This is a genomic window from Citrobacter sp. Colony219, from assembly GCF_019382635.1.
Lineage (GTDB): Bacteria > Pseudomonadota > Gammaproteobacteria > Enterobacterales > Enterobacteriaceae > Citrobacter > Citrobacter youngae.
Genome location: NZ_CP080033.1, coordinates 4,414,918 through 4,429,909, shown reverse-complemented (window position 1 = coordinate 4,429,909; position 14,992 = coordinate 4,414,918). Strand labels below are relative to the sequence as shown.

The following is a 14,992-nucleotide window of genomic DNA, read 5'->3' as shown; positions in this document are numbered from 1 at the left end:
ATCAGTACGTGACTGGGGTGAGCGAGGAAAGCTAACGCAGATGCAGCTTGAAAGACGATGGGTATATACCAGGGATAACACTATGAAACTCTTTGCTCAGGGATCTTCGCTGGATCTCAGCCATCCCCACGTCATGGGGATTTTAAACGTCACACCAGACTCTTTTTCTGATGGCGGGGCGCACAACTCTCTGGTTGAGGCGGTAAAACACGCAAATCTGATGATTAACGCAGGGGCGACTATCATTGATGTGGGTGGTGAGTCTACGCGACCGGGAGCGGCGGATGTTAGCGTGGAAGAAGAACTGCAGCGAGTGATCCCGGTGGTGGAGGCAATTGCTCAACGTTTTGAAGTGTGGATTTCGGTAGATACCTCAAAACCAGAGGTCATTCGTGAGTGCGCCAGAGTGGGCGCACATATCATTAATGACATTCGCTCACTCTCGGAGCCGGGCGCGCTGGAAGCTGCGGCAGAAACTGGATTGCCGGTTTGCCTGATGCATATGCAGGGGCAGCCGAAAACTATGCAGGAAGCACCGAAGTATGAGGATGTATTTGCTGAGGTAAATCGTTACTTTGTTGAGCAAATAGCACGTTGTGAACGGGCCGGAATCACAAAAGATAAATTGCTACTCGACCCAGGATTCGGATTCGGTAAAAATCTTACTCACAACTACACATTGCTGGCACGTCTGGCGGAATTTCATCATTTTAATCTGCCGCTGCTGGTAGGGATGTCACGAAAATCAATGGTTGGCCAATTGCTCAATGTGGGTCCATCTGAGCGTTTGAGCGGCAGCCTTGCATGCGCGGTCATTGCCGCAATGCAGGGAGCGCAGATTATTCGTGTCCATGACGTCAAAGAAACCGTAGAAGCGATGCGTGTGGTGGAAGCCACATTGTCTGCAAAGGAAAACAAACGCTATGAGTAATCGTAAATATTTTGGCACCGATGGGATTCGTGGTCGTGTAGGCGACGCTCCAATCACTCCTGACTTTGTGCTCAAGCTGGGCTGGGCGGCAGGAAAAGTGCTGGCACGTCATGGTTCACGCAAAATCATTATCGGTAAAGATACGCGTATTTCCGGCTATATGCTGGAGTCCGCGCTGGAAGCGGGCCTGGCTGCCGCGGGGTTGTCAGCTTCTTTCACCGGCCCCATGCCAACACCTGCCGTTGCTTATCTGACGCGTGCTTTCCGTGCTGAAGCCGGGATTGTTATCTCCGCTTCTCACAACCCATTTTATGACAACGGGATTAAATTCTTCTCCATCGACGGGACCAAACTGCCTGATGCAGTTGAAGAAGCAATTGAAGCGGAGATGGAAAAAGCAATCACCTGCGTGGATTCGGCCGAATTGGGTAAAGCCAGTCGTATTGTCGATGCTGCCGGTCGTTATATTGAGTTCTGCAAAGGCACATTCCCGAATGAACTGAGCCTGAACGAGCTTAAAATTGTGGTGGACTGCGCTAACGGCGCAACGTACCACATTGCGCCAAATGTACTGCGCGAGCTGGGTGCTAACGTCATTGCGATTGGCTGTGAACCGAACGGCGTGAACATCAATGAAGAAGTTGGCGCGACCGATGTTCGTGCGCTGCAGGCGCGCGTAATCGCGGAAAAAGCCGATCTGGGTATTGCTCTGGACGGTGACGGCGACCGCGTCATTATGGTTGATCACGAAGGTAATAAAGTCGACGGCGACCAGATCATGTACATCATCGCTCGTGAAGCGCTGCGCCAGGGGCAACTGCGCGGCGGCGCGGTGGGTACTCTGATGAGCAACATGGGCCTCGAGCTGGCGCTGAAACAACTGGGCATTCCGTTTGCTCGTGCGAAAGTGGGCGACCGTTATGTGCTGGAAAAAATGCAGGAAAAAGGCTGGCGTATCGGCGCGGAAAACTCAGGTCATGTGATCCTGCTGGATAAAACCACCACGGGTGACGGTATTGTGGCGGGTCTGCAGGTACTGGCAGCGATGGTGCGTAACCATATGAGTCTGCACGATCTGTGCAGCGGCATGAAAATGTTCCCGCAACTGCTGGTTAACGTACGTTACACCGCAGGCAGCGGCGATCCGCTGGAACACGAAAGCGTGAAAGCGGTGATGGCAGAGGTTGAAGCGGCACTGGGTAACCGTGGACGCGTCCTGCTGCGTAAGTCGGGCACTGAGCCATTAATCCGTGTGATGGTTGAAGGTGAAGACGAAGCACAGGTTACGGAGTTTGCGCACCGCATTGCGGATGCAGTGAAAGCCGTTTAACCCTTTCCGTAAAGTGTAAGAGCCGGAGTCTGAGAGACTCCGGCTTTTTTTTACTGTACTGCCAGCGGCTGTTTACGTCGGCGCTGCCAGAAGTAGCCACCGACCATCAATAGCACGAGGACGCTCAGCCACGGGAGAACCGCCAACAAGTGCCCGGATCGGGCGAATGTCAGCGCAATCATCAGCAGCCATCCTCCCAGCATCGGAATTGCGGTGCGTTTAACGATATCCACCGGTGATACACCTGCGATCCCAGCGATGGCGATAATCACGCCGGCAATAGGCGACAATGTCCGTCCAATGCCCGCTGAGATCTGAATCGGTAGCATCATAACCGCCACGTCGCTGCCGATATGGCGGCTGATATCCGGCACCATCGGGGCGAAGGAGAAAAATGCTGCATTTCCGGAGCCCATTAACGCTGAAATCGCAAAGGTGATTAGCGTCATCAGCAAGATTATGGAAGCTGCGCTGAGGCCAAATTCTCCTGAGAGTGACAGCAGCGCATCAACCGCACCAATCGCTTTCAGACCGGCGGAGAAGACTTCACCGGCGATAATCAGCGTGACTACCGTGGCAAACACACTGCCCATGCTGTCGAAGACTTTTTGTACGCCAGCCATCACGTCGCGAGCTTTACGATGGCGGCAATATTCGCAAATCAGGGTAATGGCCAGGCTTATCAGTACGGCGGTATCGAGCGTAATTTTGAGTGAGCTGAATACTAAATCACTGCACACCAGCATCAACACCAGCGGTAACATCGGCAGGAATAGCCAGGCAACCGGCGCTTCAGCTTCTTCGGTTGAGGTTAATGTCTGCATTTGCTGCGCGGTATTGTCATCGCTCTCCCGGCGATCGAAAAAGCGTTGTACAACAATATGCAGCAGGGCGATGAACAGAATAACGGGGACAACGATCGGTAACTGATCCTGAACAAAATAGTTAACTACCTCGATACCCGCCGTTTTAGCGGCGAGAACTGAGTTCCCGGAACCCGGGCCAAATTCAACGGCACAGGTACTGGCGATAACTGCAGCAACGGCGGCGCGGCTGCAGCCAAGACGGGTCAGCAGGGGGTAAAGCGTTGCCATCAATAGCAGACCCAGTCCGGTGGCGCTACTGATAAATAGCGACAGAAATTGGCCCAGCAGCAAGGCCAGCCCTAGCAGCAGGTAAGGGGAGTTCAGACGTTGCAAGGGGCGGGATGTGACGCGCACCAGCACCTGACTTGCGCCAATGGCCGACATATAGGTGGCAAAGCCACCTATCAGCATGATTTGTAGCCCGAGACCGCCGAGACGCACGCTCAGGGTGTCGCGAATAAACTCAAAGGCGTCAAAGGGGCCAAATCCGGTGCTCTTTTTTACCAGGTTACTGAGCGTGGTCATCCCGCTAAAATGCGCGACAAGCAGTAGTACGATCCCGGTTAAGAGCAACACCGACTGAGGGTGGTACTTTTTCAGGATCAGACGTCCGGCGAAAATGATGGCGAGTAGCGCCAGTAATAATGACATTCTCGCCCCCTTACTCGAAGTTGCCGGTAACCAGACACTCACCATCACGCAGTAGCGGCTTTCCAGCGGCAAACAGGTGGGCCAGTGAGAGGTCGTCATTGAGCACGCAAATATCAGCACGTTCTCCTGCGCAAAGTACGCCGCCAGAAATACCCAGTGAGCGTGCGACGTTCGCCGTCAACATCGCGATCGCCTGAGACACTGGAATACCGACATCAATCAGACGAGGCAGCAGGTTGAGGTTGCCAGCTACCGGCGCGGCGCTTAACCCTTCTACGATGCCTTGCGCATTAAAGCGCGGCACGCTGCCATTGCCATCAGAGCTAATGGTGATGCGATCGGCCGGAACCTGTGATTCCAGCGCGTGGAGAATCGCTTGCTCCTGGGGCATAAATCGACTGCCGCCAGACGTCACGTCGATATGGCCACCGCGATGTGCGAAAGCGATAGCCTGTTCGAACAATACTTCTGTCCTCGCGACATGCGTCGGTGAAATGTGATGAATTGGAATACCGGCATCACACAGTTCCATCAGCTGTGACATCCCTTCCGGCAGATTGCCCAGGTGTACGTGCAGCAACCCTTTTTTTCCGGCCAGCAGTGAAGCCACGCGGATATCACTGACTATCCTCAATAATTCCTGGAAAGAGGGGTAAGAGCCACGGTGGTCGGCGAGGGCGATTTTGACACCCAGGATTGCCGGGATAAATGCCATATCATCGCGAATGGATCGTGTAATTGTCGGGCTGGGTACCGCGTAGGCTCCGGTATGCATATACGCACGCAGGCCTTCCAGATTGAGGGACTGCATTTTGGCGTAAAGATCTTTCGGGGAGCGGGATATCGCATCAGTACCCAGCACGCCGACGACCGTCGTAATACCGGCCTGAATCAGATCGCGCAGCTTGACGGCTGGCGTCCGGCTGGCAAAGCCGGCTTCACCGCCGCCGCCGGTAAGATGAACATGCTGATCGATAATTCCGGGAATTACCCACTTACCGCGGCAATCGATGACCTCTTTGACACCATCAAAGAGTGCAATATCTTTTTCAACAGCCACAATGCGATCGGCATGTATGAGCAGGGAACAGAGGCCTAAATCCTCCGGAGAAAAAACGCGGGCATTGGTCAGTAAAGTAAACATATCGGTCCTGTCAAACGTCGAGGGTGAGAGTCGGCAGGTGAAACAGAATATTGTTGTTATGATGCCCACATTAAAGCCATTACTATAACTGTGACTATTGCCGATTTGTCATCGGTGGATACGGTTATGGCATGATGGGGAATGAGACGTGGATTCGAAGTGGTTAGAAGATTTTCTGGTGTTGAGCCAGTATGGGAATTACTCCCAGGCAGCGATACAGCGGCATATCACCCAACCCGCGCTAAGCCGACGTATAAAGGCTCTGGAGGAGATGTTGGGGGTCCCGCTGTTTGACCGCACCACGACGCCCGTTACACTAACCTGTTATGGCGAACGCTTTGAACCTTATGCCAGGCACGTCCTCAGCACGTTAACAGAGGCGCGCCACGAGCTGTCGGCGATGATGCCAGCAACGGACAATACGCTGGTTATGGTTAGCCTGCATACGCTGTCGGTGAATATCTTGCCGGATATGATCAACTATTTGCGCCAAAGTGAACCGCAATTAAACTTCACGGTAAATGCCAGCATCCAGGGGATTGATAATCACTTTAATGCCCTGATAAACCGGCAAATTGATATGCTGGTGACGTACGATTTACCCTCTTCACAACCGGGGCTGGAGATTGCCGGAGGGCTGAAACGTTCTTTATGGCGATATGAGCGTTTTATCCCGGTGGTTTCTGCGCAACTCGCGGACAAACTGGATGATCCGCATACCGCGATCCCCTGGCTATGCTACAGCGACTATACCTTTGTCAGACGTATTATTGATCCGGCAGAACAACGAGTGCGCCCACGGTTGAAAAAAGTGTTTGAGACTGGGCTAAGCGAAACAATACGAGAAATGGTACTGCGCCATATGGGAATGGCGTGGTTACCTGAATCAATGGTGGCTGAGGAGTTGGTGAATCAGGAGATCATTCAGTGTTGGCCAGAAAATTCGGATCTGGTCTGTGAGATCCCAATTGTTGTTTGGGCAAACCTTGACGATCAGCGGTCAGTAATGCAGCGATGCTGGGATAAGTTGCTGCGTTTTTGATTGATGTGGCGATTTTTTCCGCACTTGATACAATGCTAACAAATTGCCCTTGCGAAGGTTATTCGCTTTGGTTAGTATTCACACCCGCTTCAGTGGGAAACAGTAAATATTCCCGCTTTAATGGTCGAAGCATTGTACGCGGCAACTCCGCAAGGAACAGGTTGATTATGCACGAAGCTCTTTTAGTAGTTTTCCTTATTGTGGCAATTGGCCTGGTAGGCTTGATCATGCTGCAGCAAGGCAAAGGCGCTGATATGGGAGCCTCTTTTGGCGCAGGCGCTTCTGGTACACTGTTTGGTTCAAGTGGTTCTGGCAACTTCATGACCCGTATGACAGCTGTGTTAGGAACTCTGTTCTTCATTATCAGTCTGGTGCTGGGTAACATGAACAGCAATAAGACCAATAAAGGAAGTGAGTGGGAAAATCTGAGCGCACCGGCGAAAACCGAGCAAACTCAGCCAGCTGCTCCGGCTCAGCCGACCAGCGATATCCCGCACTAAGTATTCTGTACCGAGGTGGTGGAATTGGTAGACACGCTACCTTGAGGTGGTAGTGCCCTAACGGGCTTGTGGGTTCGAGTCCCATCCTCGGTACCAAATTCCAAAAAAAAGACGCTGCAAAGCGTCTTTTTTTTCGTCTGTTATTTGTGGCTGTCCTGTAGGCCTGTAGGTCGGATAAGGCGTTTACGCCGCCATCCGACATTATTACAACGCCTGATGGTGCTACGCTTATCAGGCCTACAAACACTCTATATTCCGCGCATAAAAAAGGCCGCTTTCGCGGCCTTAAGACGATGAATGATTATTTCGCCTTGTTTTCCAGATTCTCAACCTGTGGCAGGCCGGTTGCGGAAGAGGCGGTGAGCAGGCCAGACTGCGCGTAGCCAAACAGCTTCTCGCGGGTATCGGTGATATCCAGATTACGCATAGTCAACTGACCGATACGATCGTCTGGCGAGAATACCGAATCACCTTTCTCCATGGTCAGACGTTCTGGCTTGTAGGTCAGGTTGTCAGACACGGTGTTGAGGATTGAATAGTCGTTACCGCGACGCAGTTCCAGCGTGACTTCACCGGTGATCTGGCTGGCAACCCAACGCTGCAGACCATCACGCAGCATCAGCGCCTGAGAGTCGAACCAGCGGCCCTGATACAGCAGACGACCCAACTGGCGACCGTGCGCGTGATATTGCTCAATGGTGTCTTCGTTGTGAATACCGGTCAGCAGACGCTCGTAGGCGATGTGCAGCAGTGCCATCCCCGGGGCTTCATAGATACCGCGGCTTTTTGCTTCAATGATACGGTTTTCAATCTGGTCGCTCATACCCAGACCATGACGGCCGCCGATACGGTTGGCTTCCAGCATCATCTCAACGTCGTCGCTGAAGGTCTTACCGTTCAGGGCAACCGGATGGCCTTGCTCAAAACGCACGGTCACTTCTTCTGCCGGGATCTTCACGCTCTCATCCCAGAACTTCACGCCCATAATCGGGTTGACGATTTTGACGCTGGAGTTCAGGAACTCGAGGTCTTTAGCTTCGTGGGTCGCGCCGAGCATATTGGAGTCGGTGGAATACGCTTTTTCGACAGACATCTTGTAGTCGAAACCACAGGCAATCATAAATTCGGACATCTCATGGCGACCGCCGAGTTCGTCGATGAAGTCGGTATCCAGCCATGGTTTGTAAATCTGCAGTTCGGCGTTGGTCAGCAGGCCGTAACGATAGAAACGTTCAATATCGTTCCCTTTATAGGTGCTACCGTCACCCCAGATATTTACGCCATCTTCTTTCATGGCAGCAACCAGCATGGTGCCGGTGACTGCACGACCCAGCGGGGTGGTATTGAAATAGGTCAGTCCGCCGGTGGTGTTGTGGAATGCACCGCACTGAATGGCAGCGATCCCTTCGGCAACCAGCTGCTTACGGCAATCTACCAGGCGAGCATTCTCAGCACCATATTCCATTGCACGGCGAGGGATGGCGTCATAGTCATCCTCATCCGGCTGGCCCAAATTCGCAGTATATGCATATGGGACAGCCCCTTTTTGTCGCATCCACAGCAGTGCTGCACTGGTGTCCAGGCCGCCGGAAAAAGCGATACCAATACGTTGACCTACCGGGAGATGCTTGAGAATCGTCGTCATAAAATAAAACCCTGCTTGATAGACTGGTGAAGAGGTCGGCTTATTATACTAATTGCATTTTTATGCAAAATAAATGAGTTTTCATTTAATCATCTTTTCTGGATGACAGGAAGAGTTTAGTGATAATTTCGTTAAATAACGGCGTGGATGGCATATTTATCTTGCTGAACATCCACGGGCCAGCATTCATTGATTTGCATAGTCGTAACAAGGTTGACATAACGCATAGTGAATCAATATACTGTGCGCAGATTTTACGTCCCGTCCTCGGTACCAAATCCCAGCAGTATTTGCATTTTTTACCCAAAACGCGTAAAATTTGCCACGTTTCAGGCGCGGGGTGGAGCAGCCTGGTAGCTCGTCGGGCTCATAACCCGAAGGTCGTCGGTTCAAATCCGGCCCCCGCAACCACTTTCCCTTAGAGTTCTTTTTCAAATATACTGTGAAGACTTAGGCCTTCGTAGCTGGATTTGAAAAAAATTCTTTCGGAAGGTTTTCCGAACCGCAGGTGCGGTTATAGGGTTCAGTTATCTAAAGCCCCGATTTATCGGGGTTTTTTGTTATCTGACTACAGAATAACTGGGCTTTAGGCCCTTTTTTTATGTCTTGGGGGTGGGCTTGTCCACATTAGAGCAAAAATTAACAGAGATGATTACAGCGCCGGTTGAAGCCCTGGGCTACGAACTGGTCGGCATCGAATTTATTCGCGGTCGCACATCCACACTGCGCATCTATATTGATAGTGAAGATGGCATCAATGTTGATGATTGTGCTGATGTGAGCCATCAGGTAAGCGCCGTGATGGATGTCGAAGACCCGATCACCGTTGCCTATAACCTGGAAGTCTCCTCTCCGGGTCTCGACCGTCCTCTGTTCACAGCTGAACACTACGTGCGTTTCCTGGGTGAAGAAGTCACGCTGGTTCTTCGTATGGCGGTACAAAACCGCCGTAAATGGCAGGGCGTTATCAAAGCGGTGGACGGTGAGATGATCACGGTCACAGTCGACGGTAAAGATGAAGTGTTCGCGCTGAGTAATATCCAGAAGGCGAACCTGGTTCCCCACTTTTAACAGTCTGGATTGAGGTGAAAAGCCCGCGATGAACAAAGAAATTTTGGCTGTTGTTGAAGCCGTATCCAACGAAAAAGCGCTGCCACGCGAGAAAATTTTTGAAGCGCTGGAAAGTGCGCTGGCTACAGCAACAAAGAAAAAATATGAGCAAGAGATCGACGTTCGCGTAGAAATCGATCGTAAAAGCGGTGATTTCGATACCTTCCGTCGTTGGGTAATCGTAGAAGAAGTTACTCAGCCGACCAAAGAAATTACGCTGGAAGCGGCACGTTTCGAAGACGAAAGTCTGAACGTGGGCGAATATGTTGAAGATCAGATTGAATCTGTCACCTTTGACCGTATCACTACCCAGACCGCGAAACAGGTTATCGTACAGAAAGTACGTGAAGCTGAACGTGCAATGGTTGTTGATCAGTTCCGCGAGCACGAAGGCGAAATCGTTACTGGCGTGGTGAAGAAAGTAAACCGCGACAACATTTCTCTGGATCTGGGCAGCAATGCTGAAGCCGTGATCCTGCGTGAAGACATGCTCCCGCGTGAAAACTTCCGCCCAGGTGACCGTATTCGTGGCGTTCTGTACTCTGTACGCCCGGAAGCGCGCGGTGCGCAACTGTTCGTAACTCGTTCCAAACCGGAAATGCTGGTTGAACTGTTCCGCATTGAAGTGCCAGAAATTGGCGAAGAAGTGATCGAAATTAAAGCGGCAGCTCGCGATCCAGGGTCGCGTGCGAAAATCGCCGTTAAGACCAACGACAAGCGTATTGATCCGGTCGGCGCGTGTGTTGGTATGCGCGGTGCGCGCGTTCAGGCGGTTTCTACCGAACTGGGCGGCGAGCGTATTGATATCGTCCTGTGGGATGATAACCCGGCGCAATTCGTGATTAACGCAATGGCGCCAGCAGACGTCGCTTCTATCGTGGTGGATGAAGACAAACACACCATGGATATCGCGGTTGAAGCCGGTAACCTGGCGCAGGCGATTGGACGTAATGGTCAGAACGTCCGCCTGGCTTCACAACTGAGCGGTTGGGAACTCAACGTGATGACCGTTGATGACCTGCAGGCGAAGCATCAGGCTGAAGCACATGCAGCCATTGACACCTTCACCAAATATCTCGATATCGACGAAGATTTCGCGACCGTTCTGGTGGAAGAAGGGTTTGCGACGCTGGAAGAACTGGCCTACGTGCCAATGAAAGAGCTGCTGGAAATCGACGGCCTGGATGAACAGACCGTTGAAGCGCTGCGCGAGCGTGCTAAAAACGCACTGACCACTCTGGCACTGGCCCAGGAAGAAAGCCTCGGTGATAACAAACCGGCTGACGATCTGCTGAATCTGGAAGGATTGGATCGTGAGATGGCCTTCAAACTGGCTGCCCGTGGTGTTTGTACGCTGGAAGATCTCGCTGAACAGGGCATTGATGATCTGGCTGATATCGAAGGGTTGACCGACGAAAAAGCCGGTGAGCTGATTATGGCTGCCCGTAATATTTGCTGGTTCGGCGACGAAGCGTAATAAACTGTAGCAGGAAGGAACAGTATGACAGATGTAACCGTAAAAACACTGGCTGCAGAGATACAGACCTCCGTGGATCGCCTGGTACAGCAATTTGCTGATGCAGGTATCCCGAAGTCTGCTGACGACTCTGTATCCGCACAAGAGAAACAAACCTTACTGGCGCACCTGAACCGTGAAAACGGCTCAGCGCCGGATAAGTTGACATTGCAGCGTAAAACGCGCAGTACTCTCAATATTCCAGGTACCGGTGGGAAAAGTAAATCGGTACAAATCGAAGTCCGCAAGACACGCACCTTTGTGAAACGCGATCCGCAAGAGGCTGAACGCCTTGCCGCGGAAGAGCAGGCGCAGCGTGAAGCGGAAGAGCAAGCCCGTCGAGAGGCAGAAGAAGCTGCCAAACGCGAGGCGCAACAAAAAGCCGAACGTGAGGCCGCAGAACAAGCTAAGCGTGAAGCCGCTGATAAAGCGAAACGTGAAGCTGCGGAAAAAGACAAAGTGAGCAATCAACAGACCGACGATATGACTAAAACCGCCCAGGCCGAAAAAGCCCGCCGTGAAAATGAAGCCGCTGAACTGAAGCGTAAAGCGGAAGAAGAAGCACGTCGCAAGCTTGAAGAAGAAGCGCGCCGCGTAGCGGAAGAAGCTCGCCGTATGGCGGAAGAAAATGAGAAAAATGGTGTGAATAACGCTGAACCTGTTGAAGATACCAGCGATTATCACGTCACCACTTCCCAGCACGCTCGCCAGGCTGAAGACGAGAACGATCGTGAAGTCGAAGGCGGCCGTGGTCGTACTCGCAGCACGAAAGCAGCGCGTCCGGCGAAGAAAGGCAACAAACACGCTGAATCTAAAGCTGACCGTGAAGAAGCGCGTGCCGCGGTTCGCGGTGGTAAAGGCGGTAAGCAGCGTAAAGGTTCCGCTCTGCAGCAGGGCTTCCAGAAGCCAGCTCAGGCCGTTAACCGTGACGTTGTGATCGGTGAAACCATCACCGTTGGCGATCTGGCGAACAAAATGGCAGTTAAAGGCTCTCAGGTCATCAAAGCGATGATGAAACTGGGCGCAATGGCGACCATTAACCAGGTCATCGACCAGGAAACCGCACAGCTGGTTGCCGAAGAGATGGGCCACAAAGTTATCCTGCGTCGTGAAAACGAGCTGGAAGAAGCGGTAATGAGCGACCGTGATACCGGCGCTGCGGCTGAACCGCGCGCACCGGTAGTCACCATCATGGGTCACGTTGACCATGGTAAAACGTCTCTGCTGGACTACATTCGTTCCACGAAAGTGGCCTCTGGCGAAGCAGGCGGCATTACCCAGCACATCGGTGCGTACCACGTTGAAACTGACAACGGTATGATCACCTTCCTGGATACCCCGGGTCACGCCGCGTTTACCTCCATGCGTGCTCGTGGTGCTCAGGCAACGGATATCGTGGTTCTGGTTGTTGCAGCAGACGACGGCGTGATGCCGCAGACTATCGAAGCAATCCAGCACGCGAAAGCGGCAGGTGTGCCGGTAGTGGTTGCAGTCAATAAGATCGATAAACCAGAAGCGGATCCTGATCGCGTTAAAAACGAACTGTCCCAGTACGGCATCATGCCGGAAGAGTGGGGCGGCGAGAGCCAATTCGTTCACGTTTCTGCGAAAGCGGGTACCGGTATCGACGAGCTGCTGGATGCTATCCTGCTGCAGGCCGAAGTACTGGAACTGAAAGCTGTGCGTAAAGGTATGGCGAGCGGTGCGGTTATCGAATCCTTCCTGGATAAAGGTCGTGGTCCGGTTGCTACCGTACTGGTGCGTGAAGGTACGCTGCACAAAGGCGACATCGTACTCTGTGGCTTCGAATACGGTCGCGTTCGTGCGATGCGTAACGAATTGGGTCAGGAAGTACTGGAAGCAGGTCCATCCATTCCGGTGGAAATCCTCGGTCTGTCCGGTGTTCCGGCTGCAGGTGACGAAGTTACTGTCGTTCGTGACGAGAAGAAAGCCCGTGAAGTTGCACTGTATCGTCAGGGCAAATTCCGTGAAGTTAAACTGGCTCGTCAGCAGAAATCTAAACTTGAAAACATGTTCGCTAACATGACTGATGGTGAAGTTCACGAAGTGAACATCGTCCTGAAAGCCGACGTGCAGGGTTCTGTCGAAGCGATTTCTGACTCTTTACTGAAACTGTCTACCGACGAAGTAAAAGTGAAGATCATCGGTTCCGGCGTGGGTGGTATCACCGAAACCGACGCGACTCTGGCAGCGGCATCCAACGCGATTCTGGTTGGCTTCAACGTCCGTGCTGATGCATCTGCACGTAAAGTTATCGAATCTGAAAGCCTGGATCTGCGTTACTACTCCGTCATCTATCATCTGATCGACGAAGTGAAAGCAGCGATGAGCGGCATGCTGTCTCCGGAGCTGAAACAGCAGATCATTGGTCTGGCTGAAGTGCGTGATGTGTTCAAATCACCGAAATTCGGCGCTATCGCAGGCTGTATGGTTACCGAAGGTACGATTAAACGTCACAACCCAATCCGCGTACTGCGCGACAACGTGGTTATCTATGAAGGTGAGCTGGAATCCCTGCGCCGCTTCAAAGATGATGTCAACGAAGTCCGTAACGGCATGGAATGTGGTATCGGCGTGAAGAACTACAACGACGTTCGCGTTGGCGATATGATCGAAGTGTTCGAGATCATCGAGATTAAACGTACCATCGCATAATCTTCGTCGTCTTTTGGGTCGCAACTTGCAACCCAAAATCCTTAGAAGATGATTAAGCGTAGGCCGGGTAAGCGAAGCGCCACCCGGCAAGAAATTTAAAAAGGGGCTTATTGCCCCTTTTTTGTCTTTATTCTGGAGAATTTATTATGGCGAAAGAATTTGGTCGCCCGCAGCGCGTCGCGCAGGAGATGCAGAAAGAAATCGCACTCATCCTGCAACGCGAAATCAAAGACCCACGCGTGGGCATGATGACTACCGTGTCTGGTGTTGAGATGTCCCGTGATCTGGCGTATGCCAAAGTATTCGTGACGTTCCTGAACGACCAGGACGAAGCTGCCGTTAAAAATGGTATTAAGGCGCTGCAGGAAGCTTCTGGTTTTATCCGCTCTCTGCTGGGTAAAGCCATGCGTCTGCGTATCGTGCCGGAACTGACCTTCTTCTACGACAACTCACTGGTCGAAGGGATGCGCATGTCCAACCTGGTGACCAGCGTGGTGAAACATGACGATGAGCGTCGTGTGAACCCAGCGGACGACAGCAAGGAGGACTGATGAGTCGTCCTCGTCGTCGTGGTCGCGACATTCACGGTGTTCTGCTGCTGGACAAACCGCAAGGCATGTCCAGCAATGACGTACTGCAAAAAGTAAAGCGCATCTACAATGCCAACCGCGCGGGACATACCGGCGCGCTGGATCCGCTGGCGACAGGCATGCTGCCGATTTGCCTCGGTGAAGCGACGAAGTTTTCACAGTATTTGCTGGATTCTGATAAACGCTATCGCGTGGTTGCCCGTCTGGGCCAGCGTACAGACACTTCCGATGCTGATGGGCAAATCGTGCAGGAACGTCCGGTAACCTTCACCGCTGAGCAGCTTGCAAGCGCGCTGGAGACTTTCCGCGGCGATATCGAGCAGATCCCGTCAATGTATTCGGCGCTGAAGTATCAGGGTAAGAAGCTGTACGAATATGCGCGTCAGGGCATTGAAGTGCCGCGTGAAGCGCGCCCGATTACCGTCTATGAGCTGCTGTTTATTCGCCACGAAGGTAACGAGCTGGAGCTGGAAGTTCACTGCTCCAAAGGCACCTATATTCGCACCATCGTTGACGATCTCGGTGAGAAGTTGGGCTGCGGCGCGCACGTCACGTATCTGCGTCGTTTGACGGTCAGCAAGTATCCGGTGGATCGAATGGTGACGCTGGAACATCTGCGTGAGCTGGTTGAACAGGCCGAGCAGCAGAACATTCCGGCGGCACAGCTGCTTGATCCTTTGCTGATGCCAATGGACAGTCCAGCATCGGACTATCCTGTTGTTAATTTGCCTTTAACATCCTCGGTTTACTTTAAAAATGGTAACCCGGTACGGACGTCAGGCGCGCCGCTGGAAGGGCTGGTGCGTGTGACGGAAGGCGATGACGGCAAGTTTATCGGCATGGGGGAGATGGACGATGAAGGTCGTGTCGCCCCCCGTCGCCTGGTGGTTGAGTATCCTGCATAACGCTCTCTGTCTTGCGATAAAAGGGCGCTGCGAGTAGAATACTGCCGCTTAACGTCACGTAAATTGTTTAACAATCTACGTGGCGT

12 protein-coding genes and 2 tRNA genes are annotated in these 14,992 nt (G+C 52.5%); 11 read left to right on the top strand and 3 right to left on the bottom strand.

Annotated features, from left to right (window positions below):
• The first annotated feature begins 82 nt into the window (after nt 1-82).
• Nucleotides 83-931, top strand: coding sequence for a dihydropteroate synthase (folP, locus tag JTI85_RS19560; RefSeq protein ID WP_048213410.1), 849 nt, complete (start codon nt 83-85; stop codon nt 929-931).
• On the top strand, nt 924-2,261 hold the full coding sequence (glmM, locus tag JTI85_RS19555) for a phosphoglucosamine mutase (protein WP_101741911.1): 1,338 nt from the start codon (nt 924-926) through the stop codon (nt 2,259-2,261). Before folP ends, glmM begins: the two co-directional genes overlap by 8 nt.
• A 50-nt stretch (nt 2,262-2,311) precedes the next feature.
• Here the strand turns inward: glmM and dcuC are convergent, their stop codons facing one another.
• Both dcuC and iadA read right to left on the bottom strand, forming a co-directional pair.
• Complete coding sequence (dcuC, locus tag JTI85_RS19550) at nt 2,312-3,778, bottom strand: C4-dicarboxylate transporter DcuC (protein ID WP_048213408.1); 1,467 nt, start codon at nt 3,776-3,778, stop codon at nt 2,312-2,314.
• 10 nt (nt 3,779-3,788) lie between these two features.
• Complete coding sequence (iadA, locus tag JTI85_RS19545) at nt 3,789-4,922, bottom strand: beta-aspartyl-peptidase (RefSeq protein ID WP_219351930.1); 1,134 nt, start codon at nt 4,920-4,922, stop codon at nt 3,789-3,791.
• 148 nt (nt 4,923-5,070) lie between these two features.
• Between iadA and JTI85_RS19540 the strand changes: the two genes are divergently transcribed.
• From JTI85_RS19540 to JTI85_RS19530, 3 genes are all read left to right on the top strand, one after another.
• Nucleotides 5,071-5,964 carry a LysR family transcriptional regulator gene (locus tag JTI85_RS19540; RefSeq protein ID WP_219351929.1) on the top strand — a complete coding sequence of 298 codons (894 nt, stop codon included), beginning with the start codon at nt 5,071-5,073 and terminating at the stop codon, nt 5,962-5,964.
• 167 nt (nt 5,965-6,131) lie between these two features.
• On the top strand, nt 6,132-6,464 hold the full coding sequence (secG, locus tag JTI85_RS19535) for a preprotein translocase subunit SecG (RefSeq protein ID WP_006687886.1): 333 nt from the start codon (nt 6,132-6,134) through the stop codon (nt 6,462-6,464).
• Between the two features lie 9 nt (nt 6,465-6,473).
• Nucleotides 6,474-6,560 (top strand) — tRNA-Leu (locus JTI85_RS19530).
• Between the two features lie 205 nt (nt 6,561-6,765).
• Here JTI85_RS19530 and argG read toward each other — a convergent pair.
• Complete coding sequence (argG, locus tag JTI85_RS19525) at nt 6,766-8,109, bottom strand: argininosuccinate synthase (protein WP_005131837.1); 1,344 nt, start codon at nt 8,107-8,109, stop codon at nt 6,766-6,768.
• Between the two features lie 334 nt (nt 8,110-8,443).
• Between argG and JTI85_RS19520 the strand changes: the two genes are divergently transcribed.
• The 6 genes from JTI85_RS19520 to truB all read left to right on the top strand — a co-directional run bounded on the left by JTI85_RS19520 (nt 8,444) and on the right by truB (nt 14,906).
• A tRNA-Met gene (locus JTI85_RS19520) sits at nt 8,444-8,520 on the top strand.
• Nucleotides 8,521-8,727: 207 nt separating this feature from the next.
• Nucleotides 8,728-9,180 carry a ribosome maturation factor RimP gene (gene rimP / locus JTI85_RS19515; RefSeq protein ID WP_061068860.1) on the top strand — a complete coding sequence of 151 codons (453 nt, stop codon included), beginning with the start codon at nt 8,728-8,730 and terminating at the stop codon, nt 9,178-9,180.
• A 28-nt stretch (nt 9,181-9,208) separates the two neighbouring features.
• Complete coding sequence (gene nusA, locus JTI85_RS19510; RefSeq protein ID WP_043017784.1) at nt 9,209-10,696, top strand: transcription termination factor NusA; 1,488 nt, start codon at nt 9,209-9,211, stop codon at nt 10,694-10,696.
• A 24-nt stretch (nt 10,697-10,720) separates the two neighbouring features.
• The gene (infB, locus tag JTI85_RS19505; protein WP_048213393.1) at nt 10,721-13,411 is read left to right on the top strand and encodes a translation initiation factor IF-2; all 2,691 of its coding nucleotides are present in this window, start codon (nt 10,721-10,723) and stop codon (nt 13,409-13,411) included.
• A 146-nt stretch (nt 13,412-13,557) separates the two neighbouring features.
• Complete coding sequence (gene rbfA, locus JTI85_RS19500; RefSeq protein WP_003024988.1) at nt 13,558-13,962, top strand: 30S ribosome-binding factor RbfA; 405 nt, start codon at nt 13,558-13,560, stop codon at nt 13,960-13,962.
• Entirely contained in the window at nt 13,962-14,906 is a 945-nt protein-coding gene (truB, locus tag JTI85_RS19495) for a tRNA pseudouridine(55) synthase TruB (protein ID WP_003024986.1), read from the top strand. The genes rbfA and truB overlap by 1 nt, the downstream gene beginning before the upstream one ends.
• Nucleotides 14,907-14,992 lie beyond the last annotated feature (86 nt).

Excerpts from the sequence above, each read along its gene's own strand:
- dcuC (WP_048213408.1), bottom strand. The coding sequence starts at position 3,778 with ATGTCATTATTACTGGCGCTACTCGCCATCATTTTCGCCGGACGTCTG.
- secG (WP_006687886.1), top strand. The coding sequence starts at position 6,132 with ATGCACGAAGCTCTTTTAGTAGTTTTCCTTATTGTGGCAATTGGCCTG.
- argG (WP_005131837.1), bottom strand. The coding sequence starts at position 8,109 with ATGACGACGATTCTCAAGCATCTCCCGGTAGGTCAACGTATTGGTATC.
- glmM (WP_101741911.1), top strand. The coding sequence starts at position 924 with ATGAGTAATCGTAAATATTTTGGCACCGATGGGATTCGTGGTCGTGTA.
- nusA (WP_043017784.1), top strand. The coding sequence starts at position 9,209 with ATGAACAAAGAAATTTTGGCTGTTGTTGAAGCCGTATCCAACGAAAAA.
- truB (WP_003024986.1), top strand. The coding sequence starts at position 13,962 with ATGAGTCGTCCTCGTCGTCGTGGTCGCGACATTCACGGTGTTCTGCTG.
- rbfA (WP_003024988.1), top strand. The coding sequence starts at position 13,558 with ATGGCGAAAGAATTTGGTCGCCCGCAGCGCGTCGCGCAGGAGATGCAG.
- folP (WP_048213410.1), top strand. The coding sequence starts at position 83 with ATGAAACTCTTTGCTCAGGGATCTTCGCTGGATCTCAGCCATCCCCAC.
- iadA (WP_219351930.1), bottom strand. The coding sequence starts at position 4,922 with ATGTTTACTTTACTGACCAATGCCCGCGTTTTTTCTCCGGAGGATTTA.
- infB (WP_048213393.1), top strand. The coding sequence starts at position 10,721 with ATGACAGATGTAACCGTAAAAACACTGGCTGCAGAGATACAGACCTCC.